We start from the raw sequence: 17,784 nt of genomic DNA, 5'->3' as shown, positions 1-17,784 counted from the left end.
AGGGAGTTACGTGCTCGACGTCAACTTCTTCGATGAGCTCCGCATCGGCCTGGCCACCGCGGAGGACATCCGGCAATGGTCCTACGGTGAGGTCAAGAAGCCGGAAACGATCAACTACCGCACGCTCAAGCCCGAGAAGGACGGCCTGTTCTGCGAGAAGATCTTCGGACCGACTCGCGACTGGGAGTGCTACTGCGGCAAGTACAAGCGCGTGCGCTTCAAGGGCATCATCTGTGAGCGCTGTGGCGTCGAGGTGACCCGCGCCAAGGTGCGTCGTGAGCGGATGGGCCACATCGAGTTGGCCGCACCGGTCACCCACATCTGGTACTTCAAGGGCGTGCCGTCGCGGTTGGGCTACCTGCTCGACCTGGCGCCGAAGGATCTCGAGAAGATCATCTACTTCGCCGCCTACGTCATCACCGCCGTCGACACCGAGATGCGGCACAACGAGCTGTCCACGCTCGAAGCCGAGATGGTCGTCGAGAAGAAGGCCGTCGAGGACCAGCGCGACGCCGACCTGGAGGCCCGCGCCCAGAAGCTCGAGGCCGACATGGCCGAGCTGGAGGCCGAGGGCGCCAAGGCCGACGTGAAGCGCAAGGTCCGCGACGGCGGCGAGCGCGAGATGCGTCAGCTGCGCGACCGTGCCCAGCGTGAGCTGGACCGCCTGGACAACATCTGGGACACCTTCGTCAAGCTGGCTCCCAAGCAGCTGATCATCGACGAGACCGTGTACCGCGAACTGGTGGACCGCTACGGCGAGTACTTCACCGGTGCCATGGGTGCCGAGTCGATCCAGAAGCTGATCGAGACCTTCGACATCGACGCCGAGGCCGAGTCGCTGCGCGACACCATCAAGAACGGCAAGGGGCAGAAGAAGCTTCGTGCTCTCAAGCGCCTCAAGGTGGTCGCGGCGTTCCAGATGTCGGGTAACTCCCCGATGGGCATGGTGCTCGACGCGGTGCCGGTGATCCCGCCGGAGCTTCGCCCGATGGTGCAGCTCGACGGTGGCCGGTTCGCCACGTCCGACCTCAACGACCTGTACCGCCGGGTCATCAACCGCAACAACCGGTTGAAGCGACTGATCGATCTGGGTGCGCCCGAGATCATCGTCAACAACGAGAAGCGGATGCTGCAGGAGTCCGTCGACGCGCTGTTCGACAACGGCCGTCGCGGCCGGCCGGTGACCGGTCCGGGTAACCGCCCGCTGAAGTCGCTGAGCGACCTGCTCAAGGGCAAGCAGGGCCGGTTCCGTCAGAACCTGCTCGGCAAGCGTGTCGACTACTCCGGCCGTTCGGTGATCGTGGTCGGCCCGCAGCTCAAGCTGCACCAGTGTGGTCTGCCCAAGTTGATGGCGCTGGAGCTGTTCAAGCCGTTCGTGATGAAGCGTCTGGTGGACTTGAACCATGCGCAGAACATCAAGAGCGCCAAGCGAATGGTGGAGCGCCAGCGGCCCCAGGTGTGGGACGTCCTCGAAGAGGTCATCGCCGAGCATCCGGTGCTGCTCAACCGTGCACCCACCCTGCACCGCCTGGGCATCCAGGCCTTCGAGCCGCAGCTGGTGGAGGGCAAGGCCATTCAGCTGCACCCGCTGGTGTGTGAGGCCTTCAACGCCGACTTCGACGGTGACCAGATGGCCGTGCACCTTCCGCTTAGCGCGGAGGCGCAGGCCGAGGCCCGCATCCTGATGCTGTCGAGCAACAACATCCTGTCGCCGGCCTCGGGTCGCCCGCTGGCCATGCCGCGTCTGGACATGGTGACCGGTCTGTACTACCTGACCACCGAGATCGACGGTGACACAGGCGAATACACCCCCGCCGCCAAGGACCGCCCGGAGCACGGCGTGTACGCCTCGCCGGCTGAGGCGATCATGGCCGTGGACCGCGGTGCGCTGAGCGTGCGGGCCAAGATCAAGGTGCGTCTGGACCAGCTGCGTCCGCCGGCCGAGATCGAGACCGAGCTGTTCGGTCTCAACGGCTGGCGTCCGGGTGATGCCTGGATGGCCGAGACCACGCTGGGCCGGGTGCTGTTCAACGAGCTGCTGCCGACCGGGTACCCGTTCGTCAACAAGCAGATGCACAAGAAGGTTCAGGCCGTCATCATCAACGACCTGGCCGAGCGCTATCCGATGATCGTGGTCGCCCAGACCGTGGACAAGCTCAAGGACGCCGGCTTCCACTGGGCCACCCGTTCGGGTGTCACGGTCTCGATGGCCGACGTGCTGGTGCCGCCGCGCAAGAAGGAGATCCTGGACTCCTACGAGGATCGCGCCGACAAGGTCGAAAAGCAGTTCCAGCGTGGTGCTCTCAACCATGACGAGCGCAACGAGGCACTGGTGGAGATCTGGAAGGAAGCCACCGAGGAAGTGGGTCAGGCGCTGCGTGACCACTACCCGGCCGACAACCCGATCATCACGATCGTCGACTCCGGTGCGACGGGTAACTTCACCCAGACCCGGACGCTGGCCGGCATGAAGGGTCTGGTGACCAACCCCAAGGGTGAGTTCATCCCGCGCCCGATCAAGTCCTCGTTCCGTGAGGGCCTGACCGTGCTGGAGTACTTCATCAACACCCACGGTGCTCGAAAGGGCCTGGCGGACACCGCGTTGCGTACCGCCGACTCGGGTTACCTGACCCGTCGTCTGGTGGACGTGTCGCAGGACGTGATCGTGCGCGAGCACGACTGCGGCACCGAGCGCGGCATCATGGTGGAGCTCGCCGAGGTGGCAGCCGACGGTTCGCTGATCCGCGACCCGTTCATCGAGACCTCGGCGTACGCCCGCACTTTGGCGGTCGACGCGGCGGACGCCAAGGGCAACGTGGTCGTCGAGCGCGGCCACGACTTGGGCGACCCGTCGATCGAGGCGCTGCTGGGTGCGGGCATCTCGCAGGTGAAGGTGCGCTCGGTGCTGACCTGCGCCACCGGAACCGGCGTCTGCGCCACCTGCTACGGCCGGTCGATGGCCACCGGCAAGCTGGTCGACATCGGCGAGGCCGTCGGCATCGTCGCCGCCCAGTCCATCGGTGAACCCGGTACCCAGCTGACCATGCGTACCTTCCACCAGGGTGGCGTCGGTGACGACATCACCGGTGGTCTGCCGCGTGTGCAGGAGCTGTTCGAGGCCCGGATCCCGCGCGGCAAGGCGCCGATCGCCGACGTCGCCGGACGGGTCCGCCTCGAAGAGGGCGACAAGTTCTACAAGATCACCATCGTTCCGGACGACGGCGGCGAGGAAGTGGTCTACGACAAGCTGCCCAAGCGTCAGCGCCTGCGGGTGTTCAAGCACGAGGACGGCTCCGAGCGACTGCTCTCCGACGGCGACCACGTCGAGGTCGGCCAGCAGCTCATGGAGGGCTCCGCCGACCCGCACGAGGTGCTGCGAGTCCAGGGCCCCCGCGAGGTGCAGATCCACCTCGTCAAGGAGGTCCAGCAGGTCTACCGGGCTCAGGGTGTGTCGATCCACGACAAGCACATCGAGGTCATTGTCCGGCAGATGCTGCGCCGGGTCACGATCATCGACTCCGGTGCCACCGAGTTCCTGCCCGGTTCGCTCACCGAGCGTGCCGAGTTCGAGACGGAGAACCGTCGGGTGGTGGCCGAGGGCGGCGAGCCCGCTGCCGGCCGTCCGGTGCTGATGGGTATCACCAAGGCGTCGTTGGCCACCGATTCGTGGCTGTCTGCGGCGTCGTTCCAGGAGACCACCCGCGTGCTGACCGATGCGGCGATTAACTGCCGCAGCGACAAGCTGCAGGGTCTGAAGGAGAACGTGATCATCGGAAAGCTGATCCCGGCCGGTACCGGGATCAACCGCTACCGCAACATCGCGGTGCAGCCGACCGAGGAGGCCCGGGCCGCTGCGTACACGATCCCGTCCTACGAGGATCAGTACTACAGCCCGGACTTCGGCGCCGCCACCGGTGCCGCCGTTCCGCTGGACGACTACGGCTACAGCGACTACCGGTAGTCGACGACGAGAAGAGCCCCGGGTGCGCCCGGGGCTCTTCTCGTTGACGCCGAGTCGGAATCCGGCGACAGACTCGCGGCGCGTCACGTCGTGAGATTCCGACTCGAAGCGGGCACAGGCGTGCGCAGCCACCATGGTGGGTATGGGAACAGGGTGAACCGCACCGCCCACAGCCACACCCAACGTCAGCGCTACCGGCGCAAGGTCCAGCAGTGCCTGGATGTTTTCGAGACGATGCTGGCCCGGTCCAGCTTCGAATGCGAGGCGCCGCTGACCGGCATGGAGATCGAGACCAACCTGGTCGACGCGGACTACCAGCCGGCGATGGCGAATTCCCAAGTACTCGCCGCCATCGGCGATCCGGCGTACCAGCGTGAGCTGGGGGCCTACAACATCGAACTGAACGTTGAGCCGCGTCCGCTGCCCGGGCGTCGGGGCCTGGAGCTGGAGACCGACCTGCGCGCCAGCCTCAACGTCGCCGACGCCAAGGCCCGCGGCAACGGTGCGCAGATCGTGATGATCGGCATCCTGCCCACTCTGATGCCCGACCACCTCACCGGGGCCTGGATGAGTGACACGGCCCGGTATGCCGCGCTCAACGATTCGGTGGTCGCCGCGCGCGGTGAGGACATCGTCATCGACATCGACGGCCCCGAGCCGCTGACACTGCAGACTGCGTCGATCGCGCCGGAGTCGGCGTGCACCAGTATGCAGCTGCACCTTCAGGTGTCGCCGGAGGAGTTCGCCGGCCACTGGAACGCCGCCCAGGCGTTGGCCGGCCCGCAGTTGGCGCTGGGCGCCAACTCCCCGTACTTCTTCGGCCATCAGCTGTGGGCGGAGACCCGCGTCGAGTTGTTCGCCCAATCCACCGACACCCGGCCCGAGGAGCTCAAGAAGCAGGGGGTCCGCCCCAGGGTGTGGTTCGGGGAGCGGTGGATCGACTCGATCTTCGACCTGTTCGAGGAGAACGTGCGCTACTTCCCGTCGCTGCTGCCAGAAGTCTCCGACGAGAACCCGGTCGCCGAGCTGGCGTGCGGACGGACCCCGCAGCTCTCCGAGCTGCGTCTGCACAACGGGACGGTGTACCGGTGGAACCGCCCCGTCTACGACGTCGTCGACGGACGGCCGCACCTGCGGGTGGAGAACCGGGTCCTGCCGTCGGGACCGACGGTCGCCGACATGCTGGCCAACGCGCTGTTCTATTACGGCCTGCTGCGCGTCCTGGCTCGGGAGCAGCGCCCGCTGTGGACCCGGCTGGGCTTCGCGACTGCTCACGACAACTTTCGCCGGGCGGCCCGACACGGGATGGCCGCGCGGCTGTACTGGCCGGGCCTGGGCGAGGTCGGCATGGGGGAACTGACCCGACGGGAGCTGCTGCCGTTGGCACGCCGGGGCCTGGCTGACTGGGGCGTCGCCGCGGAGGTGGCCGACCGGTTCCTCGGCATCATCGAGGGCCGGATCGCCACCGGGCGAAACGGCGCCGCGTGGCAGGTGTCGACGGTCACGGCGTTGCAGGCCCGGGGGATGAGCCGGCCGGACGCGCTGGCCGAGATGCTGCGGCGATACTGCACGCACATGCACACCAACCGGCCGGTGCACACTTGGGAACTAAGCTGACGGCCGTGTTGATCGGATCCCATGTGCGCCCGGCCGATCCGCTGGCCGCCGCGCAGGCCGAGGGCGCCGATGTGGTGCAGATCTTCCTCGGCAACCCGCAGAGCTGGAAGCCGCCCAAACCCCGCGAGGACGCCGAGCAGCTGCGACGGGCGGCGCTGCCGATCTACGTGCACGCGCCGTACCTGATCAACGTCGCCTCGCCCAACAACAAGGTGCGCATCCCGTCGCGCACCGTGCTGCAGCAGACCTGCGACGCCGCCGCCGACATCGGTGCGGAGGCCGTGATCGTGCACGGCGGGCACGTCACCGCCGACGACTCCGACCCGCAGGCCGGGTTCGTCCGCTGGCGCAAGGCGCTGGATCAGTTGGAGACGACGGTCCCGGTGTATCTGGAGAACACCGCCGGCGGTGAGCATGCGATGGCCCGGCACTTCGACACCATCGCCAAGCTGTGGGACCACATCGGCAACACCGGCGTCGGGTTCTGCCTGGACACCTGCCACACCTGGGCGGCCGGGGAGGCCCTGCCCGACGCGGTGCAGCGCATCAAGGCCATCACCGGGCGCATCGACCTGGTGCACTGCAACGATTCCAAGGATGCGGCCGGCTCGGGCCGCGACCGGCACGCCAACTTCGGCACCGGCCAGATCGACCCGGACCTGCTGGTGGCCGTGGTCAAAGCCGCCGGCGCCCCGGTGATCTGCGAGACCTCCGAGGAGGGCCGCGCGGCTGATATCGCATTCCTCAAGGAGCGCGTCGGCTGATCGAGCCGTCCTCCCGAGCCGGACGAGCAGAGACCGTTCACCCTGTTATCGTCTGCTGATCATCCAAACCGACTGATTCTCTCACCGATGAATGACAATTAGTTGGTGATGTGTTAAAACTACTTGAGCTCGCCGAAGAGCCCAACAAGCTACGGCGGTCACGGCCTGGAACCTCCCGACCTCGGACCGTGACCGCCGTTTCAATTTTGACCACATCAATAATTACAGAGTCTTGTGCGTATGTGACGAATCTGTAATACTCGGGCATGGCCGACACGCATATCGTCACCAACCAAGTCGCTCCCCTACAGGGCTACAACCCGGCGACCTCACCGGTGCTCATCGAGGCGCTGATCCGCGAGGGTGGGCAGTGGGGCGTCGACGAGGTCACCGACCTCGGCGCCATCTCCGGATCGAAGCAGGCCCAGCGCTGGGCGGAGCTCGCCGATCGCAACCGGCCCGTCCTGCACACCCACGACATCGTCGGAAATCGAATCGACGAAGTGGAGTACGACCCGGGCTATCACGAGCTGATGCGCACCGCGATCGAGCACGGGCTGCACGCCGCGCCGTGGGCCGACCCGCGCCCGGGTGCTCACGTGGTGCGCGCCGCCCAGACCGGCGTCTGGACCGCCGAACCCGGCCACATGTGCCCGATCTCGATGACCTACGCGGTGATCCCCGCGCTGCGCTATAACCAGGAGCTGTCCAAGACCTACGAGCCGCTGCTGACCAGCCGGGTCTACGACCCGGAGCTGGCGATCCCGGCGGACAAGGCCGGCCTCACCGCGGGCATGTCGATGACCGAGAAGCAGGGCGGTTCCGACGTGCGGGCCGGAACCACCCAGGCGGTGGCCAACGGTGACGGCAGCTACACCCTGACCGGGCACAAATGGTTCACCTCCGCGCCGATGGGCGACATCTTCCTGGTGCTGGCCCAGGCGCCCGGCGGGCTGAGCTGTTTCTTTTTGCCCAGGATTCTCCCGGACGGCACCCGCAACCGGATGCGGCTGCAGCGGCTCAAGGACAAGCTCGGCAACCACGCCAACGCCTCCAGCGAGGTCGAGTATGACGGGGCCACCGCCTGGCTGGTGGGCGAGGAGGGCCGCGGCGTCTCGGTCATCATCGAGATGGTCAACCTCACCCGGCTGGACTGCGCTCTGGGTAGCGCCACCAGCATGCGGATGGGCCTGGCCCGCGCCACCTACCACGCCCAGCACCGAAAGGCCTTCGGCGCCTACTTGATCGACCAACCAGCGATGCGCAACGTGCTGGCCGACCTGGCGGTGGAGGCCGAAGCGGCCACCATCGTGACCATGCGGATGGCCGGCGCCACCGATCGCGCGGTCCAGGGTGATGACCGGGAGGCCCTGCTGCGCCGGATCGGCCTGGCGGCTACCAAGTACTGGGTGTGCAAGCGCGCTACCCCGCACGCCGCCGAGGCGATGGAATGCCTGGGCGGCAACGGTTACATCGAGGACTCGCTGATGCCGCGGCTGTACCGGGAGGCGCCGTTGATGGGCATCTGGGAGGGCTCGGGCAACGTCAGCGCACTGGACACGTTGCGCGCGTTGGCAACCCAGCCCGACTCGGTGGCGGTGCTCTTCGACGAGCTGGCCGGCCCGGCAGCCGATGACCGCCGGCTGGGCTCGCACGTGGCGAACCTCAAGGCGACGCTGAGCGAGCTCGGGGACCTCGACGCGGCGCAGTACCGGGCCCGCAAGATCGCCGAGGACATCTGCCTGGCGCTGCAAGGTGCGCTGCTGGTGCGCCACGGCCACCCGGCCGTCGCCGAAACCTTCCTGGCCACCCGTTTCGGCGGACAGTCGGGCGGGGCGTTCGGTACGCTCCCGACGGGCCTGGATATCGGGCCGATCCTGGAGCGTGCCTTGGTGAAAGGCTCGTAAAGGGGCTAAGGCAAAGGCGGTTTCATGCGACACCACATCGCGCCCGTTGAGTTCGATAATCTGCGCACGATGACCTACGAGGTCACCGACCGGATAGCCCGAATCACCTTCAACCGCCCCGAGCACGGTAACGCGATCACCGCCGACACCCCGCTGGAACTGTCGGCGCTGGTGGAGCGCGCCGACCTGGACCCGAACGTGCACGTCATCCTGGTGTCGGGCCGCGGCGAGGGGTTCTGTGCGGGCTTCGACCTGGGCGCCTACGCCGAAGGCTCGTCGTCGGCGGGCGGTGAGAACTATCGCGGCAGCGTGCTCGACGGCAAAATCCAGGCCGCCAACCATCGCCCGGACCAGCCCTGGGATCCGATGGTCGACTACCAGATGATGAGCCGGTTCGTCCGCGGGTTCGCCGCGCTGATGCACGCCGACAAACCGACGGTGGTCAAGATCCACGGCTACTGCGTGGCCGGCGGCACCGACATCGCGCTGCACGCCGACCAGGTGATCGCGGCCTCCGACGCCAAGATCGGCTACCCGCCGACCCGGGTATGGGGAGTGCCGGCCGCCGGGTTGTGGGCGCACCGGCTCGGCGACCAGCGCGCCAAACGCCTTCTGCTGACCGGAGATTGCATCACCGGCGCGCAGGCCGCCGAATGGGGCCTGGCCATCGAGGCCCCCGGCCCGGCGGACCTCGAGGAGCGCACCGAGCGACTGGTGGCCCGCATCGCCGCGATGCCCGTCAACCAGCTCATCATGGCCAAGCTGGCGTTGAACACCGCGCTGCTGCAACAGGGGGTGGCCACCAGCCGGATGGTCAGCACCGTCTTCGACGGGGTGGCCCGCCACACCCGGGAGGGGCACGCGTTCGTCGCCGACGCGGTGGCGCACGGCTTCCGCGACGCGGTCCGCCACCGCGACGAGCCGTTCGGCGACTACGGGCGAAGCACGTCCGGGGTATAGGCATGCACGGTGTTCAGGACCGGATGACGGCACGTTCGGTGGTGCTCTCACTGTTGCTGGGAGCGCACCCGGCCTCGGCGACTCCGGCTGAATTGCTCAGGCTGACAGCGGGGCTGGTCAAGGAGACCGCCATGCGGGTGGCACTGACCCGGATGGTCGCCGCGGGTGACCTGATCCGCTCCGCCGACGGCTACGGCCTCTCTGAGCGTCTGCTCGATCGCCAGCGCCGGCAGGACGAGGCGCTGAATCCGACGACGCGGGATTGGCACGGCGACTGGATCGCAGTGGTGGTCACCAGCATCGGCAGTGATGCCAGGACCCGCGCGGCGCTGCGCTCCGGACTCACTTCCCTGCGGTTCGCCGAACTGCGCGAAGGGATTTGGATGCGCCCGGACAACATCGCCGTCGAGCTCGGCCCCGAGCTCAGCGTGCACACCCGAACGCTCACCGCGCGCGATGAACACCCCGCCGAGCTCGCCGCCACACTGTGGGATCTGACCGAATGGGCCGACACCGGCCACGGGTTGCTCAAGGTGATGGCCGATGCCGATGGCATTCCCGATCGCTTCGCGGTCGCCGCCGCGATGGTTCGGCACCTGCGCCGCGACCCGGTGCTGCCGCCGGAGCTGCTCCCGGCGGATTGGCCCGGGCAGCGACTGCGTGACCGGTACTCCGAATTCGTCGCCGAGCTGACGTCGCGGCGCCAAGCGGGGCAGGTGGAGAGATGACAGATGCGGTGCGGGTGGAGCGCAGCGGTGCGATCACCACCGTGATCCTGAACCGGCCGCAGGCGCGCAACGCCGTCGACGGGCCGACCGCGGCCAAGCTGTATCAGGCCTTCGGCGAATTCGACCGCGACGACACCGCGTCGGTGGCCGTGCTCTGGGGCGACAACGGAACCTTCTGTGCCGGAGCCGATCTCAAGGCGCTCGGGACCGCCGACTCCAACCAGACCCACCGCAGCGGACCCGGCCCGATGGGCCCCACCAGGATGGTGCTGTCCAAACCGGTGATCGCCGCGGTGAGCGGCTACGCGGTGGCCGGCGGACTGGAGCTCGCGCTCTGGTGCGACCTGCGCGTCGTCGAGACCGACGCAGTCTTCGGGGTGTTCTGCCGCCGTTGGGGGGTGCCGCTGATCGACGGCGGAACGGTGCGACTGCCCCGGCTGATCGGCCACGGTCGCGCCATGGACATGATCCTGACCGGGCGGGCGGTGGACGCCGCCGAGGCCCAAGCGATCGGACTGGCCAATCGGGTGGTGCCCAGCGGTGACGCACGCCGGGCTGCCGAGGAGTTGGCTGCCGAGCTCGCCGAGCTGCCGCAGGGCTGCCTGCGCTCCGATCGGCTCTCGGCGCTGAACCAGTGGGGGATGAGCGAAACCGATGCGATGGCACAGGAATTCGAGAGCATCGAGCGGGTAGCCGAAGAAGCCTTGAAAGGTGCGGGCCGGTTCGCCAAAGGCGCGGGCCGGCACGGCGCCAGGACTTGAAGCCTGATCAGCGCCGGTCGCTGATGGTGTTGCCCGAACCCCGGTCGTCCAGCTTCGGGTCGCCGCTGCGGTAGGCCACCGAGTTGTTGATCCCGCTGATCGTCAGCTCTGTCTCCACCCGGTCGACGCTGATCCGGTTGTCGGCACCGGCGACTGTCACCGTCGCGCAGCGGCCACGAACCGTCAGCCGGTTGTTGGACCCGGTCACGTTCAGTGACTTGCCGTCGGCGCAGTTCAGCTCCGAGGTGGTCCCGAACGAGTCGTAGGTGATCGTGTTGATGAATCGCCCGTCATAGTTCTTCGAGATCCGGGCCGACCGGTGCGGCGGTTCGGATTCGCAGCCGGCCGTACCGGCGATCAGTGCCAGCAGCGTGACACCGGCGAGCAGGGTCGTCCAGGAATTTCGGGTGTGGCCGTGGGTCACGCCGGTACGCGCGCGAGCCGGTTGGTCATCCCCAGCTCGCGTCCGCGGTCGTACAGGAACGGGTCGCCGTTGTGGTAGTAGACGGTCTGGTCGTAGCCGTACACCGTGACGTCGTTGACGATGTTCTCGGCGATCACGGTGTTCTGCGAACCCTGCATGGTCACCGCCCAGCAGTCCCCGAAGGCGTACACGGTGTTGTTCACCCCGTTGATGAACAGTGTGCCGCCCTGGCAGTCCAGCGAACGGGTCTCGTGCACCCCGTAGACGTGGATGTCGCCGGGCACGGCGGTCGCCTCGGCGGCACCGAACAAACCGGCCCCGACGCACAGCATTGCTGCACACAGTGCGGTCGATTTCATCTTCGGCCCCTCTCGCCGGTCCCAACTGGTGCCAAAGCTTACGTCGCGGCGGCTCGGCCGTACCGCGGTTCCCCCGGTTATCCGTGGATTAGAGTTCTGTGCTGATCTCCCGTCGGTTCCCCAGCCGGACCACACGATCCGAAGGGCGTACGCCATGCCAGCTCGATCAGACCCGCCGTCGGCGGGCGGGCGGCTACGCGCCAACGGAAAATCCGGGGCGCGGCCGGTCAAGCTGAGCCGCGAGATCATCGTCAACGCCGCGCTGAACTTCCTGGACCGCGAGGGCTGGGACGCACTGACCATCAACGCGCTGGCCGCCCAGCTGGGCACCAAGGGCCCGTCGCTGTACAACCACGTGCACAGTCTCAACGACCTGCGCCGAGCGATGCGGATGCGGGTCATCGACGACCTGCTGGAGATGCTCACCCAGGTCGGTAAGGGTCGCAGCGGCGACGACGCGGTGCTGGTGATGGCCGGCGCCTACCGCAGCTACGCCCACCACCACCCCGGCCGCTATTCGGCGTTCACCCGGATGCCGCTGGGCGGCGACGACCCGGAGTACACGGCGGCGGCCACCCGCGCCGCGGCCCCGGTGATCGAGGTGCTGATGTCCTACGGGCTCGAAGGGGAGCGGGCGTTTCACGCTGCCCTGGAGTTCTGGGCGGCCATGCACGGCTTCGTGCTGCTGGAGATGACCGGGGTGATGGACGACGTCGACACCGAGGCGGTATTCGCCGACATGGTGCGCCGGTTGGCCTCGGCCATGGACGGCCGTACCGCCTGATACCCAGCGGGCGGAAGGGGCCACAGGGGATACAGGGGCCGCGCTTTGACCTGCCGGAGTGCTGACGGGTATCGTGGTAGCTCGTGCCTGGCCACATAGGCGCGTTTGGAGACATAACGCGCGCGGCCGGGCCCAATTCGCGTGTCCATTATGCAGCGGAGAAATCCGCAGTGGCCCATGCGACACGCCCGACCGCGGGATAAGCGGTAGGGCACAGGACTGCACGTTTTACAGAGTTTGAACAGCGATACAGGAAGCCGGTAGATGCCAACCATTCAGCAGCTGGTCCGCAAGGGTCGCCGCGACAAGGTCGCCAAGGTCAAGACCGCGGCCCTCAAGGGCAGCCCGCAGCGTCGAGGCGTGTGCACCCGCGTGTACACCACCACCCCGAAGAAGCCGAACTCGGCGCTTCGTAAGGTCGCCCGCGTGAAGCTGACCAGCCAGGTCGAGGTCACCGCCTACATCCCGGGTGAGGGTCACAACCTGCAGGAGCACTCGATGGTGCTGGTGCGTGGCGGCCGGGTGAAGGACCTCCCCGGTGTGCGCTACAAGATCATCCGCGGCTCGCTGGACACCCAGGGAGTCAAGAACCGCAAGCAGGCCCGCAGCCGCTACGGCGCGAAGAAGGAGAAGAGCTGATGCCGCGCAAGGGTCCCGCTCCCAAGCGTCCGCTGGTTTCCGACCCGGTCTACGGGTCGCAGCTGGTCACCCAGCTGGTCAACAAGATCCTGATGGACGGCAAGAAGTCCCTGGCCGAGCGCATCGTCTACGGCGCGCTGGAGCAGGCGCGCGACAAGACCGGTACCGACCCGGTCGTGACGCTCAAGCGCGCGCTGGACAACGTCAAGCCGGCCCTGGAGGTCCGCAGCCGCCGCGTCGGTGGCGCCACCTACCAGGTGCCCGTCGAGGTGCGGCCGGACCGCTCCACCACGCTGGCGCTGCGCTGGCTGGTGAGCTTCTCCAAGGCCCGCCGCGAGAAGACCATGATCGAGCGCCTGGCCAACGAGATCCTCGACGCCAGCAACGGCCTGGGTGCCGCCGTCAAGCGACGCGAGGACACCCACAAGATGGCCGAGGCGAACCGGGCCTTCGCGCACTACCGCTGGTGATCACGCCGGCCTGACCCGCCGGGACCAGCTACAAACAAGCAACTGAAGTAACGACAAAGAGTGGGAAGACTGCTGTGGCACAGGACGTGCTCACCGACCTGAACAAGGTCCGCAACATCGGCATCATGGCGCACATCGACGCCGGTAAGACGACGACGACCGAGCGGATCCTCTATTACACCGGGGTCAACTACAAGATCGGCGAGACGCACGACGGCGCCTCCACCACCGACTGGATGGAGCAGGAGCAGGAGCGCGGCATCACCATCACCTCCGCCGCGGTGACCTGCTTCTGGAACAAGAACCAGATCAACATCATCGACACCCCGGGACACGTCGACTTCACCGTCGAGGTGGAGCGGTCCCTGCGAGTGCTCGATGGCGCCGTCGCCGTGTTCGACGGCAAGGAGGGTGTCGAGCCGCAGTCCGAGCAGGTGTGGCGCCAGGCCGACAAGTACGACGTCCCGCGCATCTGCTTCGTCAACAAGATGGACAAGCTGGGTGCGGATTTCTACTTCACCGTGCGCACCATCGAGGAGCGCCTGGGTGCCCGTCCGCTGGTGATCCAGCTGCCGATCGGCTCCGAGAACGACTTCGAGGGCATCGTCGACCTGGTCGAGATGAACGCCAAGGTGTGGCGCGGCGAGACCAAGCTCGGTGAGACCTACGAGACCATCGAGATCCCGTCCGACCTGGCCGACAAGGCCGACGAGTACCGGACCGCGCTGCTGGAGGCCGTCGCCGAGACCGACGAGGCCCTGCTGGAGAAGTACCTCGGCGGCGAGGAGCTCTCGATCGAGGAGATCAAGGGCGGCATCCGCAAGCTGACCGTCACCTCCGAGCTGTACCCGGTGCTGTGCGGCAGCGCCTTTAAGAACAAGGGTGTCCAGCCGATGCTGGACGCGGTGGTCGACTACCTGCCGTCGCCGCTGGACGTCGAGTCGGTGCAGGGCCACGTGCCCGGCAAAGAGGACGAGGTCATCAGCCGCAAGCCCAGCACCGACGAGCCGTTCGCCGCGCTGGCGTTCAAGATCGCGGTGCACCCGTTCTTCGGCAAGCTGACCTACGTGCGGGTGTACTCGGGCAAGGTCGAGTCCGGTGCCCAGGTGGTCAACTCCACCAAGGGCAAGAAGGAGCGGCTCGGCAAGCTGTTCCAGATGCACTCCAACAAGGAGAACCCGGTCGAGTCGGTCTCCGCCGGCCACATCTACGCGGTGATCGGCTTGAAGGACACCACCACCGGTGACACGCTGTGCGACCCGGCCAACCAGATCGTGCTGGAGTCGATGACGTTCCCGGCGCCGGTCATCGAGGTCGCCATCGAGCCCAAGACCAAGAGCGACCAGGAGAAGCTGGGTCTGGCCATCCAGAAGCTGGCCGAAGAGGACCCCACCTTCAAGGTGCACCTGGATCAGGAGACCGGCCAGACCGTGATCGGCGGCATGGGCGAGCTGCACCTGGACATCCTGGTGGACCGGATGCGCCGCGAGTTCAAGGTCGAGGCCAACGTCGGCAAGCCGCAGGTGGCCTACAAGGAGACCATCCGCAAAAAGGTCGAGAAGGTCGAGTACACCCACAAGAAGCAGACCGGTGGGTCGGGCCAGTTCGCGAAGGTTCTCATCGACATCGAGCCGTTCACCGGCGAGGACGGCGCGACCTACGAGTTCGAGAACAAGGTCACCGGTGGCCGCGTGCCCCGCGAGTACATCCCGGCGGTCGACGCCGGCGCCCAGGACGCCATGCAGTACGGCATCCTGGCCGGCTACCCGCTGGTCAACATTAAGGTCACGCTGACCGATGGCGCCTACCACGACGTCGACTCCTCGGAGATGGCGTTCAAGGTAGCCGGTTCGCAGGCGCTGAAGAAGGCTGCTGCCGCCGCGCAGCCGGTGATCCTGGAACCGATCATGGCCGTCGAGGTCACCACGCCCGAGGACTACATGGGCGACGTGATCGGCGACCTGAACTCCCGCCGTGGTCAGATCCAGGCCATGGAGGAGCGCAGCGGTGCGCGCGTCGTCAAGGCGCAGGTGCCGTTGTCGGAGATGTTCGGCTACGTCGGCGACCTCCGGTCGAAGACCCAGGGCCGGGCGAACTACTCCATGGTGTTCGACTCCTACGCTGAAGTGCCGGCGCAGGTGGCGAAGGAGATTATCGCGAAGGCAACGGGCGAGTAACTAGCTACAAACCCGCGCCGCTACGGTGGCACAAACGAAAAAGATCAATCCTGCTGTAACCCAGCACCAACAAGTCCAGGAGGACAAGAAGTGGCGAAGGCGAAGTTCGAGCGGACGAAGCCGCACGTCAACATCGGGACCATCGGTCACGTTGACCACGGCAAGACCACCACGACGGCAGCGATCACCAAGGTTCTGCACGACAAGTACCCGGACCTGAACGAGTCGCGGGCGTTCGACCAGATCGACAACGCTCCCGAAGAGCGTCAGCGCGGTATCACGATCAACATCTCCCACGTGGAGTACCAGACCGAGAAGCGTCACTACGCCCACGTGGACGCCCCGGGTCACGCTGACTACATCAAGAACATGATCACCGGTGCCGCCCAGATGGACGGCGCGATCCTGGTGGTCGCCGCGACCGACGGCCCGATGCCGCAGACCCGCGAGCACGTGCTGCTGGCCCGCCAGGTGGGTGTGCCCTACATCCTGGTGGCGCTGAACAAGTCCGACATGGTCGACGACGAGGAGCTCCTCGAGCTCGTCGAGATGGAGGTCCGTGAGCTGCTGGGTAGCCAGGAGTTCGACGAGGACGCTCCGGTCATCCGGATCTCGGCTCTGAAGGCGCTCGAGGGCGACGAGAAGTGGGTCAAGTCCATCGAGGACCTGATGACCGCTGTCGACGAGTCCATCCCGGACCCGGTCCGCGAGACCGACAAGCCGTTCCTGATGCCGGTGGAAGACGTGTTCACCATCACCGGTCGTGGCACCGTGGTGACCGGTCGTGTCGAGCGTGGCGTGATCAACGTCAACGAAGAGGTCGAGATCGTCGGCATCCGCCCGACCTCGACCAAGACCACCGTCACCGGTGTGGAGATGTTCCGCAAGCTGCTGGACCAGGGCATGGCGGGCGACAACGTCGGTCTGCTGGTGCGTGGCATCAAGCGTGAGGACGTCGAGCGTGGCCAGGTTGTGGTCAAGCCCGGCACCACCACCCCGCACACCGAGTTCGAGGGCCGGGTCTACATCCTGTCCAAGGACGAGGGCGGCCGCCACACGCCGTTCTTCAACAACTACCGTCCGCAGTTCTACTTCCGCACCACCGACGTGACCGGTGTGGTGACGCTGCCGGAGGGCACCGAGATGGTCATGCCCGGTGACAACACCGACATCTCCGTCAAGCTGATCCAGCCCGTCGCCATGGACGAGGGCCTGCGGTTCGCCATCCGTGAGGGTGGTCGTACCGTCGGCGCCGGCCAGGTGACCAAGGTCGTCAAGTAGTACCTGTTCTGACAGACAAGAGCCCCCGGCCGATCGGCCGGGGGTTTTTGTTGTGCCGGATGTGTGGTTCGGCCGGAACGCCGGGATCTAGAACACGTTCCAGTTCCGAGCTGCTAGCCTCGTCGCGTGAATGAAAACCAGAGCTTGCAGGGCAAGGTGGCGTTGGTGACCGGTGCGGCGCGCGGTCAGGGCCGGGCGCACGCCATCCGGCTGGCGGCCGAGGGTGCCGACATCATCGCCGCCGACATCTGCGCGCCGGTGTCGGAGTGCATCAGCTATCCGGCGGCCACGCCCGACGACCTCGCCGAGACGGTACGCGGGGTCGAGGCTCAAGGCCGCAAGGTGCTGGCCCGCTCCGTCGACATCCGCGACGACGCCGCGCTGAGCGCATTGGTCGCCGACGGCGTCGAGCAGTTCGGCCGGCTCGACATCGTGGTGGCCAACGCCGGCGTGCTGAGCTGGGGCCGGCTGTGGGAGCTCACCGACGAACAGTGGAACACCGTCATCGACGTCAACCTGACCGGTACCTGGCGCACCATCCGTGCGACGGTGCCGGCGATGATCGAGGCCGGCAACGGCGGCTCGATCGTGATCGTCAGCTCCTCGGCCGGGGTGAAGGCCACTCCCGGCAACGGCCACTATGCGGCGTCCAAGTACGGCCTGGTGGCTCTGACCAACACCCTGGCGCTGGAGGCCGGCAAGTACGGGATCCGGGTCAACTCGATTCACCCGTACTCGGTGGACACCCCGATGATCGAGCCGGAGCTGATGGGCAAGATCTTCGGCGAGCACAACGACTATCTGCACGCGTTCCCCCCGATGCCGTTGCACCCCAACGGTTTCATCTCATCCGAGCAGGTTGCCGACGTGGTGGCCTGGCTGGCCGGCGAGGGCTCCGGCGTCCTGTCGGGTGTGCAGATCCCGGTCGACAAGGGCGCTTTGAAATACTGAT

General features: G+C 66.9%; 15 protein-coding genes. 13 read left to right on the top strand and 2 right to left on the bottom strand.

Annotation, left to right across the window (positions count from 1 at the left end):
* Window positions 1–10 precede the first annotated feature (10 nt).
* The 7 genes from K6T84_RS07155 to K6T84_RS07125 all read left to right on the top strand — a co-directional run bounded on the left by K6T84_RS07155 (window position 11) and on the right by K6T84_RS07125 (window position 10,698).
* Window positions 11–3,961 carry a DNA-directed RNA polymerase subunit beta' gene (locus K6T84_RS07155; protein ID WP_224864478.1) on the top strand — a complete coding sequence of 1,317 codons (3,951 nt, stop codon included), beginning with the start codon at window positions 11–13 and terminating at the stop codon, window positions 3,959–3,961.
* A 153-nt stretch (window positions 3,962–4,114) separates the two neighbouring features.
* Window positions 4,115–5,578, top strand: a complete 1,464-nt coding sequence (locus K6T84_RS07150; RefSeq protein WP_225401394.1) for a glutamate-cysteine ligase family protein — start codon at window positions 4,115–4,117, stop codon at window positions 5,576–5,578.
* 5 nt (window positions 5,579–5,583) lie between these two features.
* Window positions 5,584–6,342, top strand: coding sequence for a deoxyribonuclease IV (locus K6T84_RS07145; protein ID WP_224864480.1), 759 nt, complete (start codon window positions 5,584–5,586; stop codon window positions 6,340–6,342).
* Window positions 6,343–6,608: 266 nt separating this feature from the next.
* Entirely contained in the window at window positions 6,609–8,249 is a 1,641-nt protein-coding gene (locus tag K6T84_RS07140) for an acyl-CoA dehydrogenase family protein (RefSeq protein ID WP_225401395.1), read from the top strand.
* A gap of 24 nt (window positions 8,250–8,273) precedes the next feature.
* Window positions 8,274–9,209 carry a crotonase/enoyl-CoA hydratase family protein gene (locus K6T84_RS07135; protein ID WP_224864482.1) on the top strand — a complete coding sequence of 312 codons (936 nt, stop codon included), beginning with the start codon at window positions 8,274–8,276 and terminating at the stop codon, window positions 9,207–9,209.
* A gap of 23 nt (window positions 9,210–9,232) precedes the next feature.
* Window positions 9,233–9,937, top strand: a complete 705-nt coding sequence (locus K6T84_RS07130; protein ID WP_225401396.1) for a PaaX family transcriptional regulator C-terminal domain-containing protein — start codon at window positions 9,233–9,235, stop codon at window positions 9,935–9,937.
* Window positions 9,934–10,698, top strand: coding sequence for a crotonase/enoyl-CoA hydratase family protein (locus K6T84_RS07125; RefSeq protein ID WP_225401397.1), 765 nt, complete (start codon window positions 9,934–9,936; stop codon window positions 10,696–10,698). The genes K6T84_RS07130 and K6T84_RS07125 overlap by 4 nt, the downstream gene beginning before the upstream one ends.
* A 7-nt stretch (window positions 10,699–10,705) precedes the next feature.
* On the opposite strand, the gene K6T84_RS07120 is transcribed toward K6T84_RS07125, so the two are convergent.
* Window positions 10,706–11,122, bottom strand: coding sequence for a DUF3060 domain-containing protein (locus tag K6T84_RS07120; protein WP_225401398.1), 417 nt, complete (start codon window positions 11,120–11,122; stop codon window positions 10,706–10,708).
* Entirely contained in the window at window positions 11,119–11,481 is a 363-nt protein-coding gene (locus K6T84_RS07115) for a DUF3060 domain-containing protein (protein WP_224864486.1), read from the bottom strand. Before K6T84_RS07115 ends, K6T84_RS07120 begins: the two co-directional genes overlap by 4 nt.
* 154 nt (window positions 11,482–11,635) lie before the next feature.
* On the opposite strand from K6T84_RS07115, the gene K6T84_RS07110 reads away from it, so the two are divergent.
* The 6 genes from K6T84_RS07110 (at window position 11,636) to K6T84_RS07085 (ending at window position 17,783) form a co-directional block, all read left to right on the top strand.
* Window positions 11,636–12,265, top strand: coding sequence for a TetR/AcrR family transcriptional regulator (locus K6T84_RS07110; protein WP_225401399.1), 630 nt, complete (start codon window positions 11,636–11,638; stop codon window positions 12,263–12,265).
* A 264-nt stretch (window positions 12,266–12,529) separates the two neighbouring features.
* Window positions 12,530–12,904, top strand: a complete 375-nt coding sequence (gene rpsL, locus K6T84_RS07105) for a 30S ribosomal protein S12 (protein ID WP_007767794.1) — start codon at window positions 12,530–12,532, stop codon at window positions 12,902–12,904.
* Window positions 12,904–13,374: a 30S ribosomal protein S7 gene (rpsG, locus tag K6T84_RS07100; protein WP_224864488.1), complete on the top strand. Its 471-nt coding sequence runs from the start codon at window positions 12,904–12,906 to the stop codon at window positions 13,372–13,374. Before rpsL ends, rpsG begins: the two co-directional genes overlap by 1 nt.
* A 74-nt stretch (window positions 13,375–13,448) precedes the next feature.
* Window positions 13,449–15,551, top strand: a complete 2,103-nt coding sequence (fusA, locus tag K6T84_RS07095) for an elongation factor G (RefSeq protein WP_224864489.1) — start codon at window positions 13,449–13,451, stop codon at window positions 15,549–15,551.
* 90 nt (window positions 15,552–15,641) lie between these two features.
* Entirely contained in the window at window positions 15,642–16,832 is a 1,191-nt protein-coding gene (gene tuf / locus K6T84_RS07090) for an elongation factor Tu (protein ID WP_224864490.1), read from the top strand.
* Between the two features lie 126 nt (window positions 16,833–16,958).
* Window positions 16,959–17,783 (top strand): mycofactocin-coupled SDR family oxidoreductase, encoded by an 825-nt coding sequence (locus tag K6T84_RS07085; protein WP_224864491.1) that lies wholly within the window; start codon window positions 16,959–16,961, stop codon window positions 17,781–17,783.
* The last annotated feature ends 1 nt before the right edge of the window (window position 17,784 follow it).

The sequence above is a fragment of the Mycobacterium zoologicum genome (assembly GCF_020181635.2).
Taxonomy (GTDB): Bacteria; Actinomycetota; Actinomycetes; order Mycobacteriales; family Mycobacteriaceae; genus Mycobacterium; species Mycobacterium zoologicum.
The sequence above is the reverse complement of the archived record's forward strand: the minus strand, read 5'-3'. Positions and strand labels throughout refer to the sequence as shown.

Bases quoted from the DNA above. Each gene is read 5' to 3' on its own strand.
- K6T84_RS07140 (WP_225401395.1), top strand. From the start codon at position 6,609: ATGGCCGACACGCATATCGTCACCAACCAAGTCGCTCCCCTACAGGGC.
- K6T84_RS07135 (WP_224864482.1), top strand. From the start codon at position 8,274: ATGCGACACCACATCGCGCCCGTTGAGTTCGATAATCTGCGCACGATG.
- K6T84_RS07130 (WP_225401396.1), top strand. From the start codon at position 9,233: ATGACGGCACGTTCGGTGGTGCTCTCACTGTTGCTGGGAGCGCACCCG.
- K6T84_RS07125 (WP_225401397.1), top strand. From the start codon at position 9,934: ATGACAGATGCGGTGCGGGTGGAGCGCAGCGGTGCGATCACCACCGTG.
- K6T84_RS07115 (WP_224864486.1), bottom strand. From the start codon at position 11,481: ATGAAATCGACCGCACTGTGTGCAGCAATGCTGTGCGTCGGGGCCGGT.
- K6T84_RS07110 (WP_225401399.1), top strand. From the start codon at position 11,636: ATGCCAGCTCGATCAGACCCGCCGTCGGCGGGCGGGCGGCTACGCGCC.
- rpsL (WP_007767794.1), top strand. From the start codon at position 12,530: ATGCCAACCATTCAGCAGCTGGTCCGCAAGGGTCGCCGCGACAAGGTC.
- rpsG (WP_224864488.1), top strand. From the start codon at position 12,904: ATGCCGCGCAAGGGTCCCGCTCCCAAGCGTCCGCTGGTTTCCGACCCG.